At 72.7% G+C, this 22,144-nt stretch carries 20 protein-coding genes; 11 read left to right on the top strand and 9 right to left on the bottom strand.

The features are described 5' to 3' along the window. The first annotated feature begins 30 nt into the window (after positions 1-30). From manA to AB0N68_RS13560, 4 genes are all read left to right on the top strand, one after another. Positions 31-1,152 carry a mannose-6-phosphate isomerase, class I gene (gene manA, locus AB0N68_RS13575; RefSeq protein ID WP_268776541.1) on the top strand — a complete coding sequence of 374 codons (1,122 nt, stop codon included), beginning with the start codon at positions 31-33 and terminating at the stop codon, positions 1,150-1,152. Positions 1,153-1,313: 161 nt separating this feature from the next. Next, positions 1,314-1,631, top strand: a complete 318-nt coding sequence (locus tag AB0N68_RS13570) for a WhiB family transcriptional regulator (RefSeq protein ID WP_149084934.1) — start codon at positions 1,314-1,316, stop codon at positions 1,629-1,631. 80 nt (positions 1,632-1,711) lie between these two features. Beyond that, entirely contained in the window at positions 1,712-4,753 is a 3,042-nt protein-coding gene (locus AB0N68_RS13565) for a glycosyltransferase (protein ID WP_280566195.1), read from the top strand. After that, complete coding sequence (locus tag AB0N68_RS13560) at positions 4,750-6,132, top strand: DUF5719 family protein (RefSeq protein WP_280566193.1); 1,383 nt, start codon at positions 4,750-4,752, stop codon at positions 6,130-6,132. Before AB0N68_RS13565 ends, AB0N68_RS13560 begins: the two co-directional genes overlap by 4 nt. Before the next feature lie 9 nt (positions 6,133-6,141). Here the strand turns inward: AB0N68_RS13560 and AB0N68_RS13555 are convergent, their stop codons facing one another. Further along, positions 6,142-6,567 carry a hypothetical protein gene (locus AB0N68_RS13555; protein ID WP_280566191.1) on the bottom strand — a complete coding sequence of 142 codons (426 nt, stop codon included), beginning with the start codon at positions 6,565-6,567 and terminating at the stop codon, positions 6,142-6,144. A gap of 78 nt (positions 6,568-6,645) precedes the next feature. On the opposite strand from AB0N68_RS13555, the gene AB0N68_RS13550 reads away from it, so the two are divergent. After that, a complete protein-coding gene (locus tag AB0N68_RS13550) occupies positions 6,646-6,852 on the top strand; it encodes a DUF3499 family protein (protein ID WP_025103036.1) in 207 nt (68 codons plus the stop codon). Positions 6,853-6,873: 21 nt separating this feature from the next. Here the strand turns inward: AB0N68_RS13550 and AB0N68_RS13545 are convergent, their stop codons facing one another. Further along, complete coding sequence (locus AB0N68_RS13545) at positions 6,874-7,683, bottom strand: RDD family protein (protein WP_259953233.1); 810 nt, start codon at positions 7,681-7,683, stop codon at positions 6,874-6,876. Between the two features lie 16 nt (positions 7,684-7,699). Between AB0N68_RS13545 and AB0N68_RS13540 the strand changes: the two genes are divergently transcribed. After that, on the top strand, positions 7,700-8,692 hold the full coding sequence (locus AB0N68_RS13540) for a stage II sporulation protein M (protein ID WP_280566187.1): 993 nt from the start codon (positions 7,700-7,702) through the stop codon (positions 8,690-8,692). 16 nt (positions 8,693-8,708) lie between these two features. Here the strand turns inward: AB0N68_RS13540 and AB0N68_RS13535 are convergent, their stop codons facing one another. From AB0N68_RS13535 to AB0N68_RS13515, 5 genes are all read right to left on the bottom strand, one after another. Further along, on the bottom strand, positions 8,709-10,016 hold the full coding sequence (locus tag AB0N68_RS13535) for a DUF58 domain-containing protein (protein ID WP_280566185.1): 1,308 nt from the start codon (positions 10,014-10,016) through the stop codon (positions 8,709-8,711). Next, on the bottom strand, positions 10,017-10,940 hold the full coding sequence (locus tag AB0N68_RS13530; RefSeq protein ID WP_280566260.1) for an AAA family ATPase: 924 nt from the start codon (positions 10,938-10,940) through the stop codon (positions 10,017-10,019). 97 nt (positions 10,941-11,037) lie between these two features. Next, positions 11,038-12,225: a DUF4350 domain-containing protein gene (locus AB0N68_RS13525; RefSeq protein WP_280566183.1), complete on the bottom strand. Its 1,188-nt coding sequence runs from the start codon at positions 12,223-12,225 to the stop codon at positions 11,038-11,040. Beyond that, the gene (locus tag AB0N68_RS13520; RefSeq protein WP_280571710.1) at positions 12,222-12,863 is read right to left on the bottom strand and encodes a DUF4129 domain-containing protein; all 642 of its coding nucleotides are present in this window, start codon (positions 12,861-12,863) and stop codon (positions 12,222-12,224) included. Before AB0N68_RS13520 ends, AB0N68_RS13525 begins: the two co-directional genes overlap by 4 nt. Then, complete coding sequence (locus AB0N68_RS13515) at positions 12,860-14,170, bottom strand: glycerophosphoryl diester phosphodiesterase membrane domain-containing protein (protein WP_280566179.1); 1,311 nt, start codon at positions 14,168-14,170, stop codon at positions 12,860-12,862. Before AB0N68_RS13515 ends, AB0N68_RS13520 begins: the two co-directional genes overlap by 4 nt. Before the next feature lie 95 nt (positions 14,171-14,265). On the opposite strand from AB0N68_RS13515, the gene mtrA reads away from it, so the two are divergent. The 5 genes from mtrA to hpf all read left to right on the top strand — a co-directional run bounded on the left by mtrA (position 14,266) and on the right by hpf (position 19,875). Further along, positions 14,266-14,946 carry an MtrAB system response regulator MtrA gene (gene mtrA / locus AB0N68_RS13510; protein WP_025103044.1) on the top strand — a complete coding sequence of 227 codons (681 nt, stop codon included), beginning with the start codon at positions 14,266-14,268 and terminating at the stop codon, positions 14,944-14,946. Positions 14,947-14,953: 7 nt separating this feature from the next. After that, positions 14,954-16,633 carry an MtrAB system histidine kinase MtrB gene (mtrB, locus tag AB0N68_RS13505; protein WP_280566175.1) on the top strand — a complete coding sequence of 560 codons (1,680 nt, stop codon included), beginning with the start codon at positions 14,954-14,956 and terminating at the stop codon, positions 16,631-16,633. Then, complete coding sequence (locus AB0N68_RS13500) at positions 16,630-18,348, top strand: LpqB family beta-propeller domain-containing protein (RefSeq protein WP_187663728.1); 1,719 nt, start codon at positions 16,630-16,632, stop codon at positions 18,346-18,348. The genes mtrB and AB0N68_RS13500 overlap by 4 nt, the downstream gene beginning before the upstream one ends. A gap of 91 nt (positions 18,349-18,439) precedes the next feature. After that, entirely contained in the window at positions 18,440-19,087 is a 648-nt protein-coding gene (locus tag AB0N68_RS13495) for a ComF family protein (RefSeq protein ID WP_259953261.1), read from the top strand. A 131-nt stretch (positions 19,088-19,218) separates the two neighbouring features. Beyond that, positions 19,219-19,875, top strand: a complete 657-nt coding sequence (hpf, locus tag AB0N68_RS13490) for a ribosome hibernation-promoting factor, HPF/YfiA family (protein ID WP_085607163.1) — start codon at positions 19,219-19,221, stop codon at positions 19,873-19,875. A gap of 64 nt (positions 19,876-19,939) precedes the next feature. On the opposite strand, the gene AB0N68_RS13485 is transcribed toward hpf, so the two are convergent. After that, positions 19,940-21,265 carry a coiled-coil domain-containing protein gene (locus tag AB0N68_RS13485; protein WP_187663730.1) on the bottom strand — a complete coding sequence of 442 codons (1,326 nt, stop codon included), beginning with the start codon at positions 21,263-21,265 and terminating at the stop codon, positions 19,940-19,942. 72 nt (positions 21,266-21,337) lie between these two features. After that, positions 21,338-21,970 carry a PadR family transcriptional regulator gene (locus tag AB0N68_RS13480; protein ID WP_280566171.1) on the bottom strand — a complete coding sequence of 211 codons (633 nt, stop codon included), beginning with the start codon at positions 21,968-21,970 and terminating at the stop codon, positions 21,338-21,340. Positions 21,971-22,144: the final 174 nt, after the last annotated feature.

The following is a 22,144-nucleotide window of genomic DNA, read 5'->3' as shown; positions in this document are numbered from 1 at the left end:
GTCCGTCGCACCGGGCTCTACGCTGGGGGCATGCTGCGCAGCCTCACCAACGTGCCCCGCGACTATGCCTGGGGATCGCCGTCCCTCCTCGCCGAGCTCGAAGGCCGCACCCCGACGGGTGCGCCGGAGGCCGAGGTCTGGTTCGGCGACCACCCGGGAGATCCCGCCGACCTCGCGGACGGGGGGACGTTGGACACGGTGACGGGCGGCACGCTGCCGTACCTGCTCAAGCTCCTCGCCGCCGCGCGGCCGTTGTCGATCCAGGTGCACCCGACCAGGGAACAGGCCCAGGACGGCTGGGCCAGGGAGAGCGCGCTGCCGCTGGACGACCCGCGGCGGAACTACCGCGACGCCAACCACAAGCCGGAGCTCATCGTCGCCCTGAGCGACCGCTTCGAGTCGCTCAGCGGCCTGCGTCCGATCGCGGACACGCTGCGCCTGCTCGAGGCCCTCGAGGACGGTCCGGGGGTGCGGGCCCTGCGGGAGCGGCTCTCGGGTGACGGCGACCCGCTCGGCGACGCGATCGGGTGGCTGCTCGGTGGAGGAGCGCAGGAGGAGGTCGCGGAGATCATCGGCGCCGTCGCCGCCGCCGGCGCCGCAGGGGAGGAGTTCCCGGCCCTGCGTGCGGTGGCCGCGATCGCCGAGAGCTCGCCGGGTGATCCCGGGGTCGTCGTCGCCCTGCTCATGAACCACCTCGTGCTGCGCCGCGGCGAGGGCGTCTTCCTTCGGGCGGGGCTGCTGCACGCCTATCTCTCCGGCCTCGGTGTCGAGATCATGGCCGCGAGCGACAACGTGCTCCGGGGCGGTCTGACCCCCAAGCGCATCGATGTGCCCGAACTGCTCGCCGTGCTGGACACCACGCCCGGCGAGGTCCCGGTCCTGCGGCCCGCGGGCGACGAAGCCGTGACGACGTACCCGGTGCCCGTGCCCGACTTCGCCCTCCGACGGGTCAGGATCGACGACACGGCGGTCACCCTGGACGTGTCCGGCCCGACCATGGTGCTGGCGACAGCCGGCTCCGTCCGGGTGACGGCGGAGTCGGGAGCGGAAGTCTCCGTCCCGATCGGCACGGTGGCGTTCGCCGACGCCGACGAGCGCTCCCTCACGCTGTCCGGGGCGGGCGAGGTCTTCGTCGCGACCCCCGGCCGCTGAGGGGTCGAGCGCAGGCGCGCGACACGCCGGTGGAAGCTCATGAACCTTCAAGAAACGCTTGAGGGTTTACGATCCGCGACTTGACCCGAGCGAATGACACGGGTGTAATTAGGTGAGCACGGCCCGCCAGGGGGGCGGTTTCTGAAGGGTTGGAGGTCGAGATGACGGGTTACCGTTCCGATGTGCCGGAGAACTGGTTCGTCGATCCGGTCAACCTCGGTGTTCCCGGGGTCCGCCGGTCCGACCCGGACGACGACAACGCCCTTGCCTGGCAGAGCGACGCGCTCTGCTCCCAGACCGACCCCGAGGCCTTCTTCCCGGAGAAGGGCGGCTCCACGCGGGATGCCAAGCGCATCTGCACGGCGTGCGACGTGCGTGGCGAGTGCCTCGAATACGCGCTGGCCAACGATGAGCGCTTCGGCATCTGGGGCGGGCTCTCCGAGCGCGAGCGGCGCAAGCTCAAGCGCCGCGCCAGCTGACGCCTCCACGGCGCGGCTTCGTGGGCGCGCCGGGAGCGGTGCGCTTCCTGGACTGACGCCCCGCATAGGCTGACCACGTCATGCCAGCCCGAGTTCATGCCCTCATCGTCGCGCGCCCCGGCCCCTCCGCCCGCGCCCAGCTCCTCCGCACGCTCGACGCCGTCCGTTCCCAGACGCTCCCGCCCGCGGCCGTCACGCTGATCATCTGCGGCGACGCCACCACAGCACGGGAGAGCGACGCCGTCGCCGCCACCGTCGAGGGCATCATCGAGGCGCGGTCGTCGACCTCGTTCGCCGAGGCCCTCGAGCTGGCGCGTCCACGCGTCCTCGACGGATCGGCGATCTGGATCCTCGCGCAGGACACCGCGCCGCACCCGCGGGCGCTGGAACGGCTCACGGGCATGTTGGAGCGTTCCCCGTCCGCGGCGATCGTCGCTCCGAAGCTCGTGGCCACCGACAACGAGCGCGAGATCGTCTCCCTCGGCGTGAGCATGACCACCTTCGGCCGCTCGGTCGAGCTGGCCGCCGGGGAGCTGGACCAGGGACAGCACGACCGGATGGACGACGCCCTCGGGGCGGACATCCGCGGCCTGCTCATCCGCGGCGAGGTGCGCGACGCGCTGCGGCCGGACCCCGCCCTCGGCGGTGCCGACGAGGGCCTCGACCTCGGCGTCCGCGCGCGGCTCGGAGGCGGGCGTGTGGTCCTCGCCCCGGCTGCGAGGGTCTCCGCGGCCCCGGATGGTCCGGCGGCGCTACCGGCAGGACGAGCCCGGAGGGCATTCGTCACCCGTCTCGCCCAGCTCCATCGGCGCCTCGCCTATGCGCCCGCGGCCGCCGTGCCGCTGCACTGGCTGACCTTCCTGCCGCTCGCGCTGTGGCGTTCCCTCACCCATCTCATCGGCAAGCGGCCCGAGGCGGTGTCCCCGGAGTGGGGCGCGGCTCTCCTCGCGATGATCCGCTTCGGCGCCGTGGCGCGATCGCGCGCCCGTATCCGCTCGTTCCGATCCTCCACCTGGGCGAGCATCGCCCCGTTGCGGGTCACCCCCGCGCAGCTGCGGCGCCGGCTCGACGACGGTCATGGCAGCGAACACGGTGCCGTCAGCGAGCTCCGCTTCTTCTCCGGGGGTGGGGCCTGGGCGGTGCTGGCCGCGCTCGTCGTGAGCATCGCCTCCTTCACCAGCCTCCTCGCCTGGCCGGCGCTGGGGGGCGGGGGCCTCCTGCCCCTGCGCGAGACCGTCGCCGCGCTGTGGCAGGACGCGGCGTGGGGGATGCGCGGGCTCGGCATCGACCTCGTCGGCCCTGCGGACCCGTTCGCCGCGATCGTCGCGGTGCTGGGCTCGCTGTGGCCCGGGGCGCCGTCCTTCGCGATGGTGCTGCTGTGGATCCTCGCACTGCCGCTCGCCGTCCTCGGGGGATGGTTCGCCGCGACCCGCGTCACCGACCGAGCCGGCCTGCGCATCTTCGCCGGCATCGCGTGGGCGCTCGCGCCGACGTTCCTCACCGCACTCGTGGACGGTCGGCCTTCCGCCGTGCTCGTCCACCTGCTGCTCCCGTGGCTGTTCCACTCGGCGGTGGTCGCCCACCGTTCCTGGGGCGCGGCCGGAAGCGCGTCCCTGCTCCTGGCGGCGGTCGTCGCCTGCGCGCCGGTCCTCGCTCCGGCGCTCGCGGTGCTGTGGGTCGTGGCTCTGGGGATCGTGCTGGGAACGGCGCAGTTCCGCGGGGCCGGCCGCCTGCTCTGGCTCCCGCTGCCGACCGCGGCGCTATTCGCTCCTCTGATCTTCTGGCAGCTCGCCCACGGCACGGCCCTCGGTCTGCTCGCCGATCCCGGACGGACGTGGCTCGGGCCGCAGGCGGCCGCCGACGCCGCCGGTCGCCTGGCGATCGCCGGTGGCTTCCCCACGAGCGATCTGGCAGGGTGGGCGACCGTCCTTCCCGGCACCTGGGCGGCGCTGCTGTGCGCGCCGCTCGCGCTGCTCGCACTGGGATCCGCCGTCTCGCCCCGGTGGCGTGCGGGGATCACCCTGCTGGTCGTCGCGCTCAGCGGACTCGCCACGGCGTTCCTCGCCGTCGGTGTCAGCGTCGCCTCTGCAGGAGCGACCGCGGTCCCGCTCTGGCCGGGCACCGGTCTGAGCCTCGCCTGGATCGGCGTCGTCGGCGCGGCGACGATCACGCTGGACACGGCGCTCACGCTTCCCCGACTGCGCGTGGCCGCCACGGGACTGGCCGCCCTCGCGCTGGTGGTGTGCGCGGTCCCCGCCCTCACCGCGTTCCACGGCGACCGTTCCGCGCTGACCAACGGCCCCGAATCCACGCTGCCCGCCTACGTGCGTGCGCAGGCGGCCGGGGACCGTCCGATCTCCACTCTCATCCTCACGCCGCAGAACGACGGCGGTCTCGCCGTCGAGGTGGTGCGCGGCGCGAGCGAGACCCTGGGAGCGCAGACGACGATGCTCTCCACGGCGGTCGAACCGCAGGGGACGGACCTCGCCGTCCTCGCCGTCGATCTCATCTCCGCCCGCGACTTCGACGCGCCGGCGCAGCTCCTCGCGCAGGGGATCAGCTACGTCCTCCTCGCCGAGGTACCGGGCGAAGGGGATCGCGCACGCACCCTGCGCACGGCCTCCGTCGCCGCGATCGACCAGCGGGCGGGCCTCGTGCAGGCCGGTTCGACGGACCGCGGGGTCCTCTGGCGCCTCGAGGGCGAGCCGGCGGAGCCGGCAGCGCTGAGCGCGACGCAGGAGGGGACCGCCAGGGTCGTCGTGACGCTGCAGCTCCTCGTCGTGCTCGCCGCGCTGCTCCTGTCCATCCCGACGCGCGCGTCGCGTCGGGCCGCCAGAGCGCAGTCGAGGATCGTCGGCAGGGCGCCGGAGGAACCTCTGGTCCTGCCACGCCACGCGGAGGACTCGGTGCCGGACGCGGCCGTCGTGCCGCCGGTCGGTACCGTCGAGGACCCGCAGGACGAACCCGCGCTCGCCGACGAGGCACTCGCCCCGATCGCCGACGCCGAACCCGCTGACGACGGTGCAGACCCCCGCCCGACGGCGGACGGCGAGGAGGACCGGCCGGATGTCTCGTCCGCCGACCACCAGGGAAGCACCAGCTCCGAGGAGGACCACCGATGACGGGCACTCGCGCGTTCCGCGTCGCCGCGACCAGCGCACGGGTCGTCACCGGCGTCGTGGTCGCCGCCGCCTGTGTGCTGGGCGTCGCGACCGCCGTGCACGCCCCCTGGCCGACCGTCACGCACGAGCCGGCGCAGGAGCGGGTGACCCCGCTCCCCGGAGACAGCGTCCTGGTGTGCGCCGGCGACTTCCGCGCGCTCGGTCGCAACACGGCCGCGCCGTCGGAGATGCGCCGGGCGGCGACTCCCGAGCTCACAGCGGGAGGCACGAACGGCGTCCCGTCGCAGACGGGGCTCGCGGTGCCTGACCTCGTGGACGGGCAGGAGGTGCCGGTGCTCACCGGAGCCGTCGTGGGGCGGTCAGCACCGCTCATCGCCGGCGCCGAGTCGTCGACTCTCGCCGCGGAGGACCTCGCCGGCTTCGCCGCCTCACCCTGCGGAGTGCCTCGGCTCGAGTCGTGGCTCGTCGGCGGGTCCGTGGGCACCGGAGCCGAGGACGTCGTCCTCCTCGCGAACACAGCCGACGTCCCCGCGACCGTGACGCTCGCGGTCTACGGATCGGCCCGCGGCGGACGGACGGTCATCGTCCCGCCGCGCACGCAGACGGCACTGCCGCTGACGTCCATCGCTGCGGGCAACGACGTCCCCGTCGTCAAGGTGAGTGCGGTCGGAGCGCCCGTCCGCGCCGTTCTGCAGTCGGCGCTGATGCAGGTGCTCGACCCGGTCGGGGCCGACCAGCAGGAAGCGGTGTCGGGCCCGCAGCAGCACGTCGTGCTCCCCGGCGTGCAGGCCTTCGCGGCAGCAGGGGACCAGGGCGACATGACGGTGCTGCGTCTGCTCGCGCCCGGAGCGGACGCGCTCGCCGAGGTCCGTGTGACCGCCGAGGGGGGTGGTGCCGGTCTGGACGCGTTCACGGTGCCGCTCACCGCCGACGAGCCCGCGCAGGTCTCGCTCAGCGGTCTCGAGCCGGGGACCTACACCGTGGAGATCGAGGCCGATGCCCCCGTCGTCGCCGGGGTGCGGCAGCAGGACGGCTTCGGAGCGGACTCCGATTTCGCGTGGGTCACCCCCGCACCGGAGATCGACGCGGAGGTCGCCTTCGCCGTGCCGTCCGGTCCGTCCCCGCGGCTGCAGCTGGCCAACACGTCCGATGAGGAGACCACCGTCTCCCTCTCGACCATCGACGGGGGCTCGCCGCAGGAGATCGTCATCCCGGCGGGGGAGACCCGTGGCCTCGACGTCGCAGCGGACACGACCTACGTGCTCCGTCCGGAGGGAGAGGTGCACGCCGCCGTCGCGATGACGGCGCCCGGCGCCCTCGCCGTGCTTCCGGTCCCGCCGTCGCCGGGGGTCGAGGCGTCGATCACCGTCTACCCCTGACGGGCGGGGTCAGCGGCCGTGGCCGAGATCCCACGGTTCCCGGCCGACGTACTCCGCCGCCGCACGGAAGACGGCACTCTCGATCGCCATCCGTCGATGCGCGGCGTCGTCGTGTCCCGGCGGGAGCAGCCGCTCGATCGGGATCCGGAAGAGGACGATCCTCCGCTGATCGCGGTCGAGGTGCCAACGCGGCACCTCGCCGTCGGCGTCGTACGTCGGCAGCGCACCGATCTCGAATCGGACGTCCTGGAGTTCCGGCCACGTCCCGCGCAGGAACTCGACCGCTGTGCCCACGGTGAGGTCGAAGCGATCGATGCGGCCGTCCAACGGGGCAAGCGGCGGCTTCACGACTTCGCTGCGTCCGAGACGACCGTGCCGGCCGTGCCTGGCACCGCGGCGAGCGGTGGCGGCGGGGACGGAACGGCGACGGGGCATGCCGAAAAGTCTAGGCGCTGTGGCGGCTCCCGGCGCGGCAGCCCCGCCGCCGCCGGGAGGCGCCGTACGCTGACGGAGATGGACGGACGACTGTGCTCGAAGGTCGGCTGCGCGCGCGAGGCCGTGGCCACCCTCACGTATGACTACGGGGATCAGATGGCCGCGCTCGGGCCGCTCGGTGCGGCGAACGATCCGCAGGCGCACGACCTCTGTGCGCCGCATGCGGACCGCCTCTCCGTCCCTGCGGGATGGCTGGTCGTCCGCCACGAGGCCCTGCGCGCCTGACCGACGCGACCGGCGAGGTGGTCAGGCGCCCAGACGGCGACCCGTCAGTCGCTCCGCACGTCGATCCGCGTTGTCCAGCGCGCGGCGTTCGCGCTCGCGGCGGAGGACGGTGACGCCGACCAGCACGAGCTCGGGCGGCGCCGCCGGTACGGGGGAGAGGAAGGGTGCGGCCTCGGCGAGCAGGTCGCGGGCCACGCGTTCCCGAGCAGCCGGGAGCATGCGCGGGGCGCTCACGAGGAATTGGGAGATGCGGCGGGCGAGCCGATCAGGAAGCCGCGCCACGTCGGCGACCTGCGCCCATGCCGTCAGCGCCGGAGGCAGCGTCGGGGCGAGCGTGACCAGCTGCGGGGTGCGTACCCGCTGGCTGTACGTGCCGGCGACCAGGTCGCCGAGGCGCTGGGAACGCGCCGTGAAGGCCCCGACCAGGACGGCGAGGCCGCCGAAGGTGAGATAGATCTCGAGGACGCCGAGCAGGGCGCGGATGAACGCGTGGCGGAACCCGGCCGCTCCGCCGTCCATCCGTACGATCCTGCCGCCGACGGCGAGCTTTCCGAGGCTGCGTCCCTTCAGCGCCACCTCCATCGTGATCGGCAGGATCACGAAGCTGATGACGAGGGAGGCCACGAGGGCGATGCGGTCGGTGGCGGTGTCGAGCACGCCGATGTCGAGAAGCCAGATGCGAAGGAAGATCGACCCGACGAAGACGGCGTAGCCCAGCAGCATGTCGATGACGGCGCCGGCCGCCCGGAGGAGGAACCCCACCGGCTGGACGTCGATCGCGACCGCCTCGCCGGAGAGCACCTCGTCGGAGACGTCGATCTGCGCGGACATGAGTACAGTAAATCAGGTGGATGCCGATGCCCTCACCGATGCGCGCCGGTCCGAATGGGAACGGCTGGACACCCTCAGCCGTGCCCGCCTGGACGGTGCCGGTGTCGACGAGCTCATCGTGCGCTACCGTGCCGCATCGGCCGACCTCGCGGAACTGAAGACGTCGGTCGGGGAGTCCCCGCAGGGCGCCTACCTCTCCACGATCCTCGTGCGTGCGCGGCTCCGGCTCACGGGGGCCGCGGACAGCATCCTCACCCAGACGTCGCGGTTCTTCCGCCTCCAGCTCCCCGCGGCGCTCTACCGCCTGCGTCGGACGACCCTGGTCATCGCGCTCGCCTTCGTGGCGGTCGCCGTCGGCACGGCCGCGTGGATCGCCGGTGACCCGGCGCTCGTCGCCACGCTCGGTCCACCGGACGCCTTGGAGCAGTACGCCGACGAGAGCTTCACCGGCTACTACACCGAGAACCCCGCAGCGGTGTTCATGGGGATGGTCTGGACGAACAATGCCTGGATAGCGATGCAGTGCGTGCTGTTCGGGGTGACCGGCATCTGGCCCGTCTACATGCTCGTGCAGAACGCCATGGGGCTGGGCACGTCGGGGGCGATCATGGCGATCCACGACAAGGCCGACCTCATGGTCCTGTACATCCTTCCCCACGGGATGCTGGAGATGACGTGCATCTTCGTCGCCGCGGCCGCCGGCCTGCACATGTTCTGGGCCTGGGTCGCGCCGGGCCACCGCACCCGCGGCGAGGCGCTCGCGGAGGAGGGCAGGGCGCTGGCCACCGTCGCCCTCGGGCTCGTGTTCGCGCTCTTCCTCTCCGGGCTGGTCGAGGGGTTCGTCACCGGATGGGCACTGCCCTGGCCGGTCAAGATCGGCATCGGTGCCGCGGCCCTCGCGGTCTTCCTCATCTACACGCTCGTGATCGGCAGGCGCGCCTATCGCCGCGGCGAGACCGGTGACCTCGTCGAGTACGAGTCCGGCACGCCGCGGCTCGTGGCGGGCTGAGGCACGGCGACCGCCGTCAGAGCCGCCCCGCCGCCTTGAGCTCGAGGTAGCGGTCGGCGATCCGCGGCGGGAGGTCCTCGGGGTCCGCGGCGATGGCTTCGCCACCGGCGCGGCGGATCGCGTCCGCGACGTTCTCGGCGTCCCGGAGCGTGCGCTCGGCGGCGGCGGCGAGATAAACGTCCTCCCGGGACTCCCGCGCGCGGGTGAGGGCGGCGATGCCGTCGTCCGTGACCGAACCGACCAGCACCGTCATGGCCCGTGAGGCGTCAGGGAAGGCACCGAGGAAGCCCCGTGCCGACTCGGCGGCGTCCTGCGCCGTGAGCACGACGAGAAGAGAAGGACGCGTGGTCAGCGTCCGCACCGCCGCGAAGGCCCCATGCCAATCGGTGTCGACGAGGCGGGCGTGCACCGGAGCCATGGCGTCGGTGAGAGCCGGCAGGAGCGCCGCGCCGTCCACCCCGGTCACCCGTGCCCTGGTCACCCTGTCGTGCATGAGCAGGTGCACGTGGTCGCCTGCCCGTGCCGCGAGCGCGGAGAGCAGGAGCGCGGCCTCCAGCGCCGCGTCGAGTCGTGTGCCGTCGCCCACCCGGGCTGCGGCCGTGCGCCCGGTATCGACGATGAGGACCACATGCCGGTCGCGCTCGGGGCGCCAGGTGCGCAGCATCGTCGTCCCCGCTCGTGCCGTCGCCCGCCAGTCGATGGAGCGGACGTCGTCCCCTCGCACGTACTCCCGCAAAGAGTCGAACTCGGTGCCCTGTCCCCGGACCTGGATGCTGGTGTTCCCATCGAGCTCCCGCAGCCGCGCCAGCCGCGAAGGCAGATGCTTGCGCGAGGAGAAGGCGGGCAGCACACGGATCGCGCCACGGACGGGGTGCAGTGCCTGTCGGCCGGCGAGCCCCAGGGGACCGCGGGAACGAAGCACGACGAAGGCGCTGACGAGCTCGCCACGGCGTCTCGGGCGGAGGGGGATGTCCACGCGCCGCCGTTCCCCGGGCGGAATGCGCAGGTGCTGCCGTTCCGACGGCGCTCCCGCGGTGGGCTGCCACGCGTCGCGGAGCAGGACGTCGAGCGTCCGCGTCCCCCGGTTCTGCACCGCCACGCTGACCGGCACCTGCTCGCCGAGCCGGGCGCGCGACGGGACGCGACGGGTGACGGTCGCCGCGCGCGGGTCGCCGGCCAGGACGACGTCGACGGCCACGAGGAGGAGGCACAGCCCGATCCACCCGCCCAGCACCGCATACGGCGGAAACCCCGCCAGCCCGGTGAGGACCAGCGGCACGATGCCGACGGCGAGGGCGACGGCGAGACGGCCCGAGACGAACACCTAGATCGGCACCCGGGTCTGCTGCACCACGGATGTCAGCACGGCGTCCGCCGACACGCCCTCCATCTGCGCGTCAGGACGGAGCTGGAGACGATGCCGCCAGACCGGGACGAGCATCGTCTGCACGTGGTCCGGCGTCACGGCGGTGGAGGCGTTGAGCCAGGCCCAGGCCTTGGCCGCGGCGAGCAGTCCCGTCGAGGCGCGGGGGCTCGCCCCGAGCTTGACGGAGGGGGAGTGGCGGGTCGCGCGGGCCAGGTCGACCACGTAGCCGAGTACGTCGTCGGTCACCTCGACCCGGGCGGCGGCCCGCTGGGCGGCGCGGATCTCGTCGGCGCCGATCACGGCCTCCACACCCGTGAGGTCGCGCGGCGAGAAGCCCTGGGCATGGCGCCGGAGCACGGACACCTCGGCGTCGCGCTCCGGCATGCCGACGACGAGTTTCATCAGGAAGCGGTCGAGTTGGGCTTCGGGCAGAGAGTAGGTCCCCTCGTGCTCGACGGGGTTCTGCGTCGCGGCGACGAGGAACGGGTCGGGCAGCGCGCGACTGACGCCGTCCGCGGAGACCTGTCGCTCCTCCATCGCCTCCAGGAGCGCCGCCTGGGTCTTCGGGGGCGTGCGGTTGATCTCGTCCGCGAGCAGGATGTGCGTGAACACGGGGCCCGCGCGGAAGTCGAACTCCCCGGTCCTGGCGTCGTAGACGAGGGACCCCGTGACGTCGCCGGGCATCAGGTCGGGCGTGAACTGGACGCGTTTGGTGTCGAGCCCGAGAGCCCGGGCGAACGACCGCACGACCAGGGTCTTCGCCACGCCGGGAACACCCTCCAGCAGCACATGGCCGCGCGCCAGGAGCGACACGAGCAGGCCGGTGACCGTGCCGGCCTGGCCGACCACCGCCTTGTCGACCTCGGTGCGGACGCGGTGCATGGCCTGTCGCAGCGCGGCGTCGTCGGCGGGACTGTTCTCGTCGGTCACGGGGTCTCCTCGGCTTCGGTCGGGAAAGGGGTGTGGGGCGGACGGATGGTCATGTGCCGCTCCGCGGGGACTGCGCGCTCGTCTCCACGGCGGTCTCGAGCTCGTCGAGGCGACGGGCGAGCGCGACGAGGGCGGCGTCGTCGGTGGGCGGAGGTCCCGCCAGCAGGCTCTGCAGCGTGCCGCGCGGGATCCGGAGACGGTCGGCGGCGGCGTCGGCGATCTCGTCCGCGTCCGCGTGCACAGCCAACCCGAGTCGTCGGGCCAGTCGCCTACGAGTGCCCTCCCGCAGTGCGTCCGCGGCGTGCGGGGCGTCCGCGGCCCTGGCCGTCAGCCGCGCGCGTCCGTGCATCGTCTCTGACGCGCGGACGGTCACCGGAAGGGTCTCGGCCACGAGCGGGCCGAAACGTCGGCCGCGGGCGAGCGCGACGGCCAGGCCCGCGGCGAGCAGCAGCAGGATCGCCGGGGTGACCCAGTCCGGGGTGAGGCTCCCGAGCGTGTCGGGGGTGGTGCCTTCGATGTCGGTGTCCTCGAACGACGGGACGTACCAGACGACCCGGTCGGTCTGCCCGAGCAGGGCGAGTCCGAGCGCGGCGTTGCCGTCCTCGGCGAGGGCCGCGTTGCTGAACAGCTTCACACCCTCGACCACCGCGCGGTAACCGTCCCTCTCGTCGACGAGCACGGCCGCGGCATCGTCCTCGCCGAAGCACCCGGTCACGTCGTCTGCGGGGGAGAAGAGCCGATCAGGGCGGATGGCGCCGACTTCGGCGAACTCGGGGACCGCGCAGGTGGCTGTTCTCGGCGCGGCCGAACCCGACGCGTTCTCGCCGATCGCGAGTTCGGCCAGCAGATGCGTGCCTGTGGAGAGGATGACGACGCGGTCGGCCGGCGCGAGGAGATCCGCCAGGGCGTCGTCGGAGAGCGTGTAGGGGTTGGTCAGGGCCAGCGTGGTGTCCTCGTCGAGGGCGGCGGCTGCCGCGGCCCGCGAGCGGACGACCTCGACCTCGACTCCCTGGTCCCGCAGCAGCTCGGCCAGGGCCAGGGCGCCGGTGCCGGACCGGCTCTCCGGATCGAGGGTGCCCCGCGCGCCGGGGCCGCTTGCCGCGAGTTGGGAGGCTGCGAGGGCGACCGCGACCACGAGCGCCGCGACGAGGAGCCACCCGAGGAGAGAGGCGGTCCGACGCCGCGGGCGCTCGGCGGTGGTGTCGACGGCGATCTCGTCCGATGCGATCGTCGTCACGCGGGCACCCCCTCGGGGCGGTGGGCGCGGAGGCGCTCGTCCGTCGCGGCGAGGTGCCGGTAGTCGTCCTCCGTGGCGGGATGCCGTAGGTAGCGCACGTCGTCGAAGGACGCGGCGGCCCGCCGCAGGGCGTCCGCCTCGTCGGTGAAGACCGCGCTCGCGGACCGGGCGAGGGACTGCGCCGTCGCTCCGGGCGCCGGATCGATGAGGTCGCGCTCGAGCAGGCTGCGGGCGATCGCGCGGTAGTGGAGCACGACCGCGGCGTCCCAATCGCTCTGGCGTGCGCTGCGCTCGGCGTCGGCGCGGAGCTGTGCCGCGCTGCGGTCGTCGGCGGCGCCGAGGAGGTCGCCGTGCGCGCGCCGGATCGCTCTCGAGCGTCGGGGGCGTCCCCACACGATCAGCGCGGTGACCAGAGCCGCGGCGATGAGCACCGTGACCACGATGAGTGCGGCCGGGCCGACGCTCGCCCCGTTCTCCCCGCTGAAGAGATCGGCGAGGAAGCGCATCACGTCGCGGGCGAGGAGGTCGAACCACGTGGGCTTCGCGTCCGCGTACCGCGGATTGGACAGCTCCTCCTCGGCCCAGCGTCGCGCTTCGTCCCCGTCCGGGACGAAGACGTCGTCGAACCGTCGCATCATGACGGCGGGGTGCTGCCCGGCGCCGTCCATCCGGCTGCGTCCTCGGCGGACGGCGGGGCGGGAGGGGCCGGTGCGGGCGGCGGCGGAGGGGCGAACGCGGTCGGCGCGGGAGAGGTCGGGAGAGGACCCGCCGCCCCCGGGAACGGCATCGGCGCCACGGGGGGCCCGCCGTACGCCGGGGAGCCGTAGCCCTGGGACATCATCACGTGCTCCGGCACCTGCCGGGGCGGGGGAGCGCTGGTGACCGCACGGGCGGGATCGATCGCGAACGGGTCGCCGAGCTGGTCTTCGGGCACACCGAGGTCGCGGCGCTCCACGTGGGAGAGGAGCGTCTGGTCGAGTCCCTCGTAGCGCATCCGGCAGTCGAGGTAGACGAGCACGCCGCCGGTGCTCTGCACGACGATGGTGATCGCCTGCAGGATCAGCAGCAGCACCTGCGGGGCGAGGAGGGCGAAGACGTACGCGATGACGGCGCTCGGCTCGCTGGACCCGGTCGGGGCGATGACCGTCCCGAGGAACGAGGAGAACATGGCGGTCGGGATGCTGACCACCTGCATCGCCAGGCCCATGATGAGGCTGATGAGGAAGGTCACGCCGAACGCGACCCAGAACCGGCCGCGGGTCAGGCGCCACGACCGCACGAACGCCTCCCGGAAGCGGGCCCGCTCCAGCACGAGGATCGACGGGACGAGCAGCAGCTTGGTCGACAGCCAGACCGTGAGCGGGATCGCCGCCAGGGCCAGGAGCACCACGACGAGCACGACGATGCCGATCATCTCCGGGGTGGCCCCGAGACCGCCGGCGATGAGAGCGGCGATGACGGCCGCGACGATCGCGAGGCCGCCGAAGAGCGCGAGCACGGAGAGGGACGCGAAGCCGGCGAGCCGCCAGAACGCCGGGGCCATGCGGCGCCACAGCATCCGCAGCGTGGCCTTGACGCCGACCGTCGCGTAGCCGACCTCGGCGGCCACCACCCCCTGCATGATCGCGGTGAACGCGACGGAGGCGAGCCCGACGACGAGGCCGGCGATGAGGTTGATGGCGATCGTGCCGGCGAACACGGCCTCGAAGTCGGGGGAGGAGGGGGAGACCGTCTCCAGCCGGGAGAACGTCGAGAACAGGACGAGCCCCATCACCCCGGCGGTGGCGACGACGACGATGAGCTGGATGACGACGGCGAACCCGAACAGGACCTTCGGGTTGTGCCGCAGCGCCGCGAAGGCCTTGCCCAGCAGCATGCCGAACGTCAGCGGATGAAGGGGGATGATGCCCTTCCGGGGAGCTGGGGTCCACGTCTGGCCGCTCACGGGCCTCCCTCCGTCGTGCGCTCCCATCGTGTCATATCCGGGCACTGAGGCGCAGACCTGCGGAGGGCGGGACTCGGTGCCATAAGGTAACAGTTATGACCTCACGCATCCTTGTGGTCGACGACGACACCGCGCTCGCCGAGATGATCGGCATCGTGCTGCGCACCGAGGGATTCGAGCCGGTGTTCTGCGCGGACGGTGCGCGCGCGGTCGACGAGTGGCGCGCGCAGCGCCCCGACCTGGTGCTCCTGGACCTGATGCTCCCCGGAATGGACGGCATCGAGATCTGCACGCGCATCCGCGCCGAGTCGGGTGTGCCGATCATCATGCTGACGGCGCGCAGCGACACGGCGGACGTCGTCCGCGGCCTCGAGGTCGGCGCCGACGACTACATGGTCAAGCCGTTCAACCCGAAGGAGCTCGTGGCCCGCATCCGCACCCGGCTGCGCCCGACGCCGCAGGCCTCCAGCGAGCAGCTGCGGATCGGCGACCTCACCGTCGACGTGGACGCGCACGAGGTGCGCCGCGGGACGACCCCGATCGCCCTCACGCCGCTCGAGTTCCAGCTTCTCGTGGCCCTCGCCTCCAAGCCGCAGCAGGTGTTCTCCCGCGAGATGCTCCTCGAACAGGTCTGGGGCTACCACTACAAGGCGGACACCCGGCTCGTGAACGTGCACGTGCAGCGGCTGCGGGCGAAGGTCGAGCTCGACCCGGACAACCCCAAGATCGTCATGACGGTCCGCGGCGTCGGCTACCGCGCCGGCAGCGTCACCTAGGGACCCCATGGCCGCGACGACTGCGACCACGGCCGTCGCCGTCCTCCGCGACTGGCGCGGCTGGCCGGACGTGCTGGCGGCGCTGTGGCGGCGCTCGCTCCGGTTCCGCACCCTCGCGATCACCCTCGTCGCCACGTCGCTGGCGATCCTCATCACGTGCGTCACGATGGCGCTGGTCATCCAGAACGACCTCTTCGTGTCGCGGAAGAATGTGGCCCTGGAGGACGCACGGCGCGCGGTGGACCAGGCGCAGTCCCTCCTGGACGTGGCGGAGGTGGGCGATGACCCCGCCGCGCTCACCGATCTGTGGAACGGCATCCCCGACACCCTCTCGCGCACGTCGAGCGCCGACCTGCTCGCCGGCTTCAAGATCCAGGACGGCTCGGGGACGGTCCGGCTCAACGGCTTCACCGCCGGGCTCACGCCGGATCTGCTGAGCCCCGAGCTGCAGGCCAGGGTCCGCGAGTTCGACGACCGGCAGGCGTGGCAGTCCGTCGCCCTGCCCACGGAGGACGGCGGCGTCGTGCCGGGCATCGTCGTGGGGCAGCAGCTCCAGGTGCCGCAGGCCGGGACCTTCGAGATCTACTTCGCCTACGACCTCGCCGACGCCGACCAGACCCTCGTGTTCGTGCAGCGCACCCTCTGGATCGCCGGCATCGGGCTGGTGGCCATCGTCGCGGCCATCTCCTGGATCGTGCTGCGGACCGTGTCCACCCCGATCGTCCAGGCGGCCGAGACGAGTGCGCGGCTCGCGGCGGGCGATCTCGGCGTGCGGCTGGAGGTGCACGGCGAGGACGAGCTCGCGACGCTGGGGCGCTCCTTCAATGCCATGGCCGACAGCATCGAGGCGCAGATCAAGGAGCTCGGCGAGCTCTCCATGGTGCAGCAGCGCTTCGTGTCCGACGTCTCACACGAGCTCAGGACCCCGCTGACGACGATCCGCCTCGCCGCCGACATGCTCAACGACCAGCGCGACGAGTTCGACCCCACGACCGCCCGCACCGCCGAGCTCCTGCACGCGCAGGTGCAGCGGTTCGACACGCTGCTGGCCGACCTGTTGGAGATCAGTCGGTACGACGCGGGGTCCGTGCAGCTCGAGCTGGAGGCGACGAGTCTCGCCCAACTCGCAGAGGACATCATCGAGCAGATGCGACCTCTTGCGGAAGGGCATGGCACGGAGATCCGCTTGGTGGCGCCCGGCGGCTACTCGCCGGTGGATATGGACCCGCGTCGTGTGCGGCGCGTGCTGCGGAACCTGATCGGCAACGCGATCGAGCACGGAGAAGGGCGTCCGGTCGTCGTCACGGTCGACAGCAACCAGCACGCGGTGGCCGCGGGCGTGCGCGACTTCGGGCTCGGGATGGACCCCGGAGACGCGGAACGCGTGTTCGATCGCTTCTGGCGCGCCGACCCGTCGCGGCAGCGCACCATCGGGGGCACGGGGCTCGGCCTGTCGATCGCCCTCGGCGACGCCACCCTGCACGGCGGCACCCTCGCCGTGTGGTCGGAGCTGGGGGTGGGCTCGCACTTCGTGCTGACCATTCCCCGCCACGACCGGGTGCTGGACGGCCCGAGCCCGATCTCGGTGGAGCCGCAGGAGCCCCTCACAGAACTCGGCGACGCGACGCAGCCGATCTCGATCGCCGAGACCTATTCCGATCTGCTCGACGGGAAGGACCAGTCATGAGCCCGCGCGCGAGGAGCCGATTCGTCCGTGGCGCCGCACTGGCGCTGGTCGCGCTGCTGCTTCCCGCGTGCGCCGGCCTGCCGACGAGCGGCGACGTCGCGGTCGGTCTCCAGCTGGGGGAGTCCCCGGACGACGTCGACGTGCTCCCCGTGGCTTCCGGTCCCGTCGCGGGGGCGGGCCCCGAGGAGATCGTCGAGGGGTTCCTCGAAGCCGGCATCACGACATCGGACAACTGGGCGACGGCTCGGGAGTTCCTGGCGCCTTCTCTGCAGCGCAGCTGGCGACCATCGGCGGGGGTCTCCATCGACGCTGGTCCCGAGGCCCGCACCCTCAGCTCGAACGTCCCCGACGACCAGGTGGAGGACGCTGAGGAGGCCGAGGTGCAGGTCCTCCTCGAGCTGGTCGCCAGCGTGGACGACTCCGGGGCGTACAGCGGTGCCCCCGGCGACTCGAGCGTGCCGTTCGCGCTCGCGAGGGGGGAGGACGGCGAGTGGCGGATCACCGAGGCGCCCGACGGCGTGGTGATCGACCAGAGCCGGTTCCCGAATGTGTTCGAGGGGTACTCGCTGCAGTGGTTCGACGCGCGCTGGTCCCGACTCGTCCCGGATATGCGGTGGTTCCCGCGACGCCAGAGCCCGGCGACGACCGTGACGCAGGCCCTCGTCAGCGGTACTCCGGCGGAGTGGCTCGATCCGGCCGTGCAGACGGCGTTCCCCGCCGACGTCCAACTGGCACAGGACGCGGTGCTCATCACGGGGCAGGCGGCCGAGGTGGCGCTGACCCGACCCGCGGCGAGCCTGGACGAGACCACGCTGGCCCGGATGCGCACCCAGCTGCAGGCCACGCTGAAGGCCGCGGGCGTGAACGTCACGCAGGTGCGTTTCAGCGTCGACGGCCGCGCGCTCGACGCGGGGGTCGTCGATGTCATCAGCACCCCGTCGGAGCCGGGGACGCTCGTGCTGAAGGACGGCAGGTTCGGTCGCATCGTCGGTGACGAGATCGCGTCGATCCCCGGGATCAGCGCGCAGATCCAGGCGGTCACGCAGCCGATCGAGGCGATCGACGTGGCCGCGGACGACGCGACCGCAGCGCTGCAGCTCGACGACGGCCACGTGTACCTCGCGACCGAGAACGGACGCAACGAGCTGGATGCCCGGTCCGGCCTCGTGCAGCCGTCCCTCGACCCCTACGGCTACGTGTGGTCGGTGCCCGCGTCAGCCCCGCAGGCGGTGCTCGCCGTCGGCCCCGATGTGGTCGGACACGAGGTCGCCGGCGCGTGGCCGAACGCCTCGTCCATCTCCGATCTGCGGGTCGCCGCCGACGGCGCCAGGCTCGCGGCTGTCGTCCGGGTCGGCGGCCAGCTCTGGGTGGTCGTCGCGGCGGTCGTCCGGGACGGCGCCGGTGTGCCCACAGAGCTCGGTGAGGTGCGACAGCTGCTCCAGCTCACCGAGCCGTCGACGGGGCTCGTCTGGCTGGGGCCCGATCGGCTGGCCGTGCTCACAGACTCCACGACGCCCCGTCTGATCGTGCAGCCGGTCGGCGGACCGGGCTCGGCCGAGAGTGCACCCAGCAATGCGGCGTCGATCGCCGGTGCCCGCACTCCGGCGGGTGTGCGCATCCTGGACACCTCGGGGCAGCTGTTCGCGCACGCGGGATCGGCGTGGCGGGAGGTGACGGAAGGCGTCTCCGTCCTGGCCACACGAACCGGCGAATGACCTCTCCTGCACGGAACGGCCTCGGCGCCGATCGAGTCCCGCCACAAGGGGATGGCTCTCGGGGGCACGCGCCTGACGGCAGGATCTCGACATGGGGTTCACGACACGGGTGGGCGCGCTCGCCGCGGAGACCGGGGCGCTGCTGCTCGCGGCGAGTTGTGCCGGATGCGACCGGCCCGGCATCGTGCTCTGCGACAGCTGCCGGGTCGCGCTCACCGCGAGGCCGCGCGACGTGCGGACCCCGGGCGGGTTGCGGGTCCGCGCCGCCCTCGACCTGGACGGTCCGGCCGCTTCCTGCATCCGGCGTCTGAAAGGAGCGGGGCAGACCGCGTTGGGACGACCGCTGGGCGCCGCCCTCTCCGCCGTCCTCCTCCCTGCTGTCGGACCGGGAGTCTGGGTGATCCCCGTCCCTACCTCGCGGGCAGCCTTCCGTCGGCGCGGCTACCGCGTGCCTGAGCTCCTCGTCCGGTCCGCCGGTGCGGAGCCGCAGCGCGTCCTCGCTCTCACCCGTCAGGTGCGGGACCAGCGCGAGCTGTCTGCCGTCGCGAGGGCCGACAATCTCCGGGGCGCGATGCGCGCACGCCGACGAGGGCTCGGCGCACCCGCGATCGTGGTGGACGACGTCGTGACCACGGGGGCCACGCTCGACGAGGCCAGCCGCGCCCTCGTCGCCGCCGGATTCGTCGTCGCCGGGGTCGTCGCGCTCGCCGCCACGCCGATGTCGGCCCGATCCGGATGAGGTTCATTGCAGACTCACCGGAGACACAGGGCCTCGGGCCGTGACATCGGCCGCGGGTCGGACTACGGTGGGGTGTCACAAGGCGACCACGGTCCGCCCTTGGCCGGGTGGACCGGGACAAGGAGGCAGCAATGGAAACGAGCATCGTGGGCGTCGGAGTGGGCATCACCGATCGCTTCCGCACCGTCGTCGAAGAGAAGATCGCCAAGATCCAGACACTCGCCGCCAAGGCGCAACGCCTGGACGTGAAGGTCACGCACCGGGTCTACCGCAACGGTCGGGTCCCGGACGAGACGGTCGAGTTGACGCTCGTCGGGAAGGGCCCCGTGGTCCGTGCCGAAGCGGTCGACGGCGACAAGTTCGTGGCGCTCGACCTCGCGATCGACAAGATGACCGAGCAGCTGCGCCGCGCGAAGGAGAAGCGCGTCGACGGACGACAGCATCCGCGAGGCCCGCACTTCGAGAAGGGCAGCGGTTCGCTCGAGGGCATCGACGTGCAGCCCGCCTCCGCCGAGGTGCTGCACGCCGTGGCGACGGGGAGCATCCCCGTGCAGAGCGAGGAGGAGGAGGACTACTCCCCGGTCGTCATCCGCACGAAGAGCTTCGAGGCGGAGTGGATGACGGTGGAGGAGGCCGTCGACCGGATGGAGCTCGTCGGGCACGACTTCTTCCTCTTCGTCGATGCGCGCACCGACCACCCGAGCGTGGTCTACCGCCGCAAGGGCTGGGACTACGGTGTCATCGCCCTCAGCACGCAGGCTCCGCCCGCTGAGGCGCTCGCCTCCTGACAGGACCGAGAACGGCCCGATCCCTGCGGGGATCGGGCCGTTCCCGTGTGAAGCTCGGGGGGCGTCAGTCGAAGATGCCGTCCAGGAGGCTGCCGATGACGAGCCCGCCGAGGATACCGGAGGCGAGGTCGCCGCCGCCCATGCCGCCGCCGCGACGGGGACCGCCGCCCCAGCCCCCGCCCCAGTCCTGGTCCTGCGGGCGCGAGGAGTCGATGTCCCGCTGTGCGAGCTGGAGAGCTTCCGCGGCGAGGTGGGCCACCCTGCGGGCCTGCGCCAGGGCCGCCTCGCGCGTCTCCTCGGCGGGCAGGAGAGCCGGCAGGTCGACCCGGAGCCGCTCGGCCTCGGCCAGACGGGTGCGGGCGTCGGCGCCGATCCATCCGCGGTGGCCGGCGATGAGGCCGCGAGCGACGCCGAGCTGCCGGTCGGCGTCGTCCATCGCGTGCTGCACCTGTGCGATGGACGGCAGGGGGTTCTCGGCCCGGTGTCGCGCCGTGGCGATGGCCTGGTCGAGGCCCGCGTTCGCTTCGCGCAGCTGGGAGAGCTCGGCGAACGGGTCGTTGGGCTGCCCGGAGGGGGTGAGCGCGGCCAGAGCCGCCTGCAGCCGCGCGACGGCTTCCGCCACGGCGGGCGTGGAAGGAGCGGTCCGCGCGGCGATGAGGTCGTTGCGGGAGTCGGCGATGACCTCGGCCAGCGTCGACTCGGCGCGCAGCGCCTCGATCTCGAAGTCCTCGACGGCATCGAGCAGGGCGCCGGCGCGGCGCGTCGCCTCGGTGGCCGTCTCCAGTGCGAGGTTCGCCTCCTCGTTCTGCTTCGCGGCACGGCGGCGCTCCGAGATGTCGGCGCTGTGGGTGGCGAAGCGGATCAGCTGCTCCGCCTCGGCGGCGCTCGCGGTGATCTGATGCATGGCGGAGTCGGAGTAGCGGGCGGACAGCCGGGACACGGTCTCGTCCGTCTGCGGGATGCGGGCGCTCAGAGCCTCCGCGTCGGCGCGCACCTGCGCGATGATCTCGGGCGCTCGCCGCACCTTCGCGACCGACTCCGCGAGCACGGTGGTCTTCTCGTCGAGCAGGTCCTGGGCCCAGTCGCAGAGCTGCAGGATCCGCGCGTTCCGCGTGCGCAGTTCCTCATCGGTGTCCGGGATCTCGTCGTGGTTGAGCTGGTGGAGCTGGAACGCCTCCCGCAGGTGCGTCCGGACCGACAGCAGCGCGGCCTTGAGGTCGGACGTCAGGGACTCGCCGAGCTCGGCCTCCGCGAAGACGAGCTCGTCGGAGGTGGTGCGGATCCGCTCGTCGGCGGCGACGAGTGCCTGCTCCGCGCGTCGGGCGAGGTCCGCGTCCTGCGCGGCGAGTTCTTCCTGTTCGCGTTTGCGTCTACCCCAAAATCCAGCCATGTGCCGATCCTAGTTTCCCCGGCACCCGCGCGGGCTGAGCATCCGCTTCAGGCGAACGGCCCGCCGCGGAGCTCAGGCGGGCACCGCGACGGCGTCCTCGCCGCCGACGGCCAACGGCGTCGCCTTCGCCGGACGTCCCCTCTTGGGCCGTTCGGTGGTCAGTTCCAGCGCCATCTCGGGGTGCGGGTGCTGCGCGAGCCGCGCCTCCGCCTGATCGAGCCAGCGGAGCTCGGCTTCCGCCGCGCAGATGAGGGAGTCGAGGACGAGCGACCACGCGAGGTCCTCGGGGCTGCCCGCCGCGAGCCCGGGGGAGGGCGTGCGGCGCAGCTCGTCCAGCCGCTGCTGTGAGGCGTCCCGCTGGCTGCGGAGGATGGTCGCGGCATCCACTCCGGGCAGCGTGGCGGCGACCGCGAGTTTCACGGCGAGCTCCTCGCGCGTCGCCGGAGCGCGGAGCACCGGGGCGGCGAGCCAGCGCGCCGCCTCGGCCGAGCCCGCTGCGGTGATGTGCCAGTAGACATGGCCGTGGTCGTCGGCCTCCCCGCGCTGGACGAGGCCGTCGCGCTCGAGTCGCTCCAGGGTGTTGTAGATCTGGCCGACGTTGAGGGGCCAGGTCGACCCGGTCCGGCGGTCGAACTCGTGGCGCAGCTGGTAGCCGTAACAGGGGCCCTGATCGAGGATGGCGAGCAGGCTCTGGCGTACGGACATGACCGGTCTCCCGAGGATGGTGGATGGAAAGCAGTGCCGAGTATATGCATACCCGGCAATTTCCCTGACGCGGCGCGGCGGCCGCCCTTGCAGGCGACGTGGAGGTCACAGCCCGGTAACATGGCAAAGCATGCCTGTCGCTCGCCTCGCGACGACCGGCGAATGACCCAATGA

This window comes from Microbacterium meiriae (assembly GCF_040685015.1).
Lineage (GTDB): Bacteria > Actinomycetota > Actinomycetes > Actinomycetales > Microbacteriaceae > Microbacterium > Microbacterium meiriae.
The sequence above is the reverse complement of the archived record's forward strand: the minus strand, read 5'-3'. Positions and strand labels throughout refer to the sequence as shown.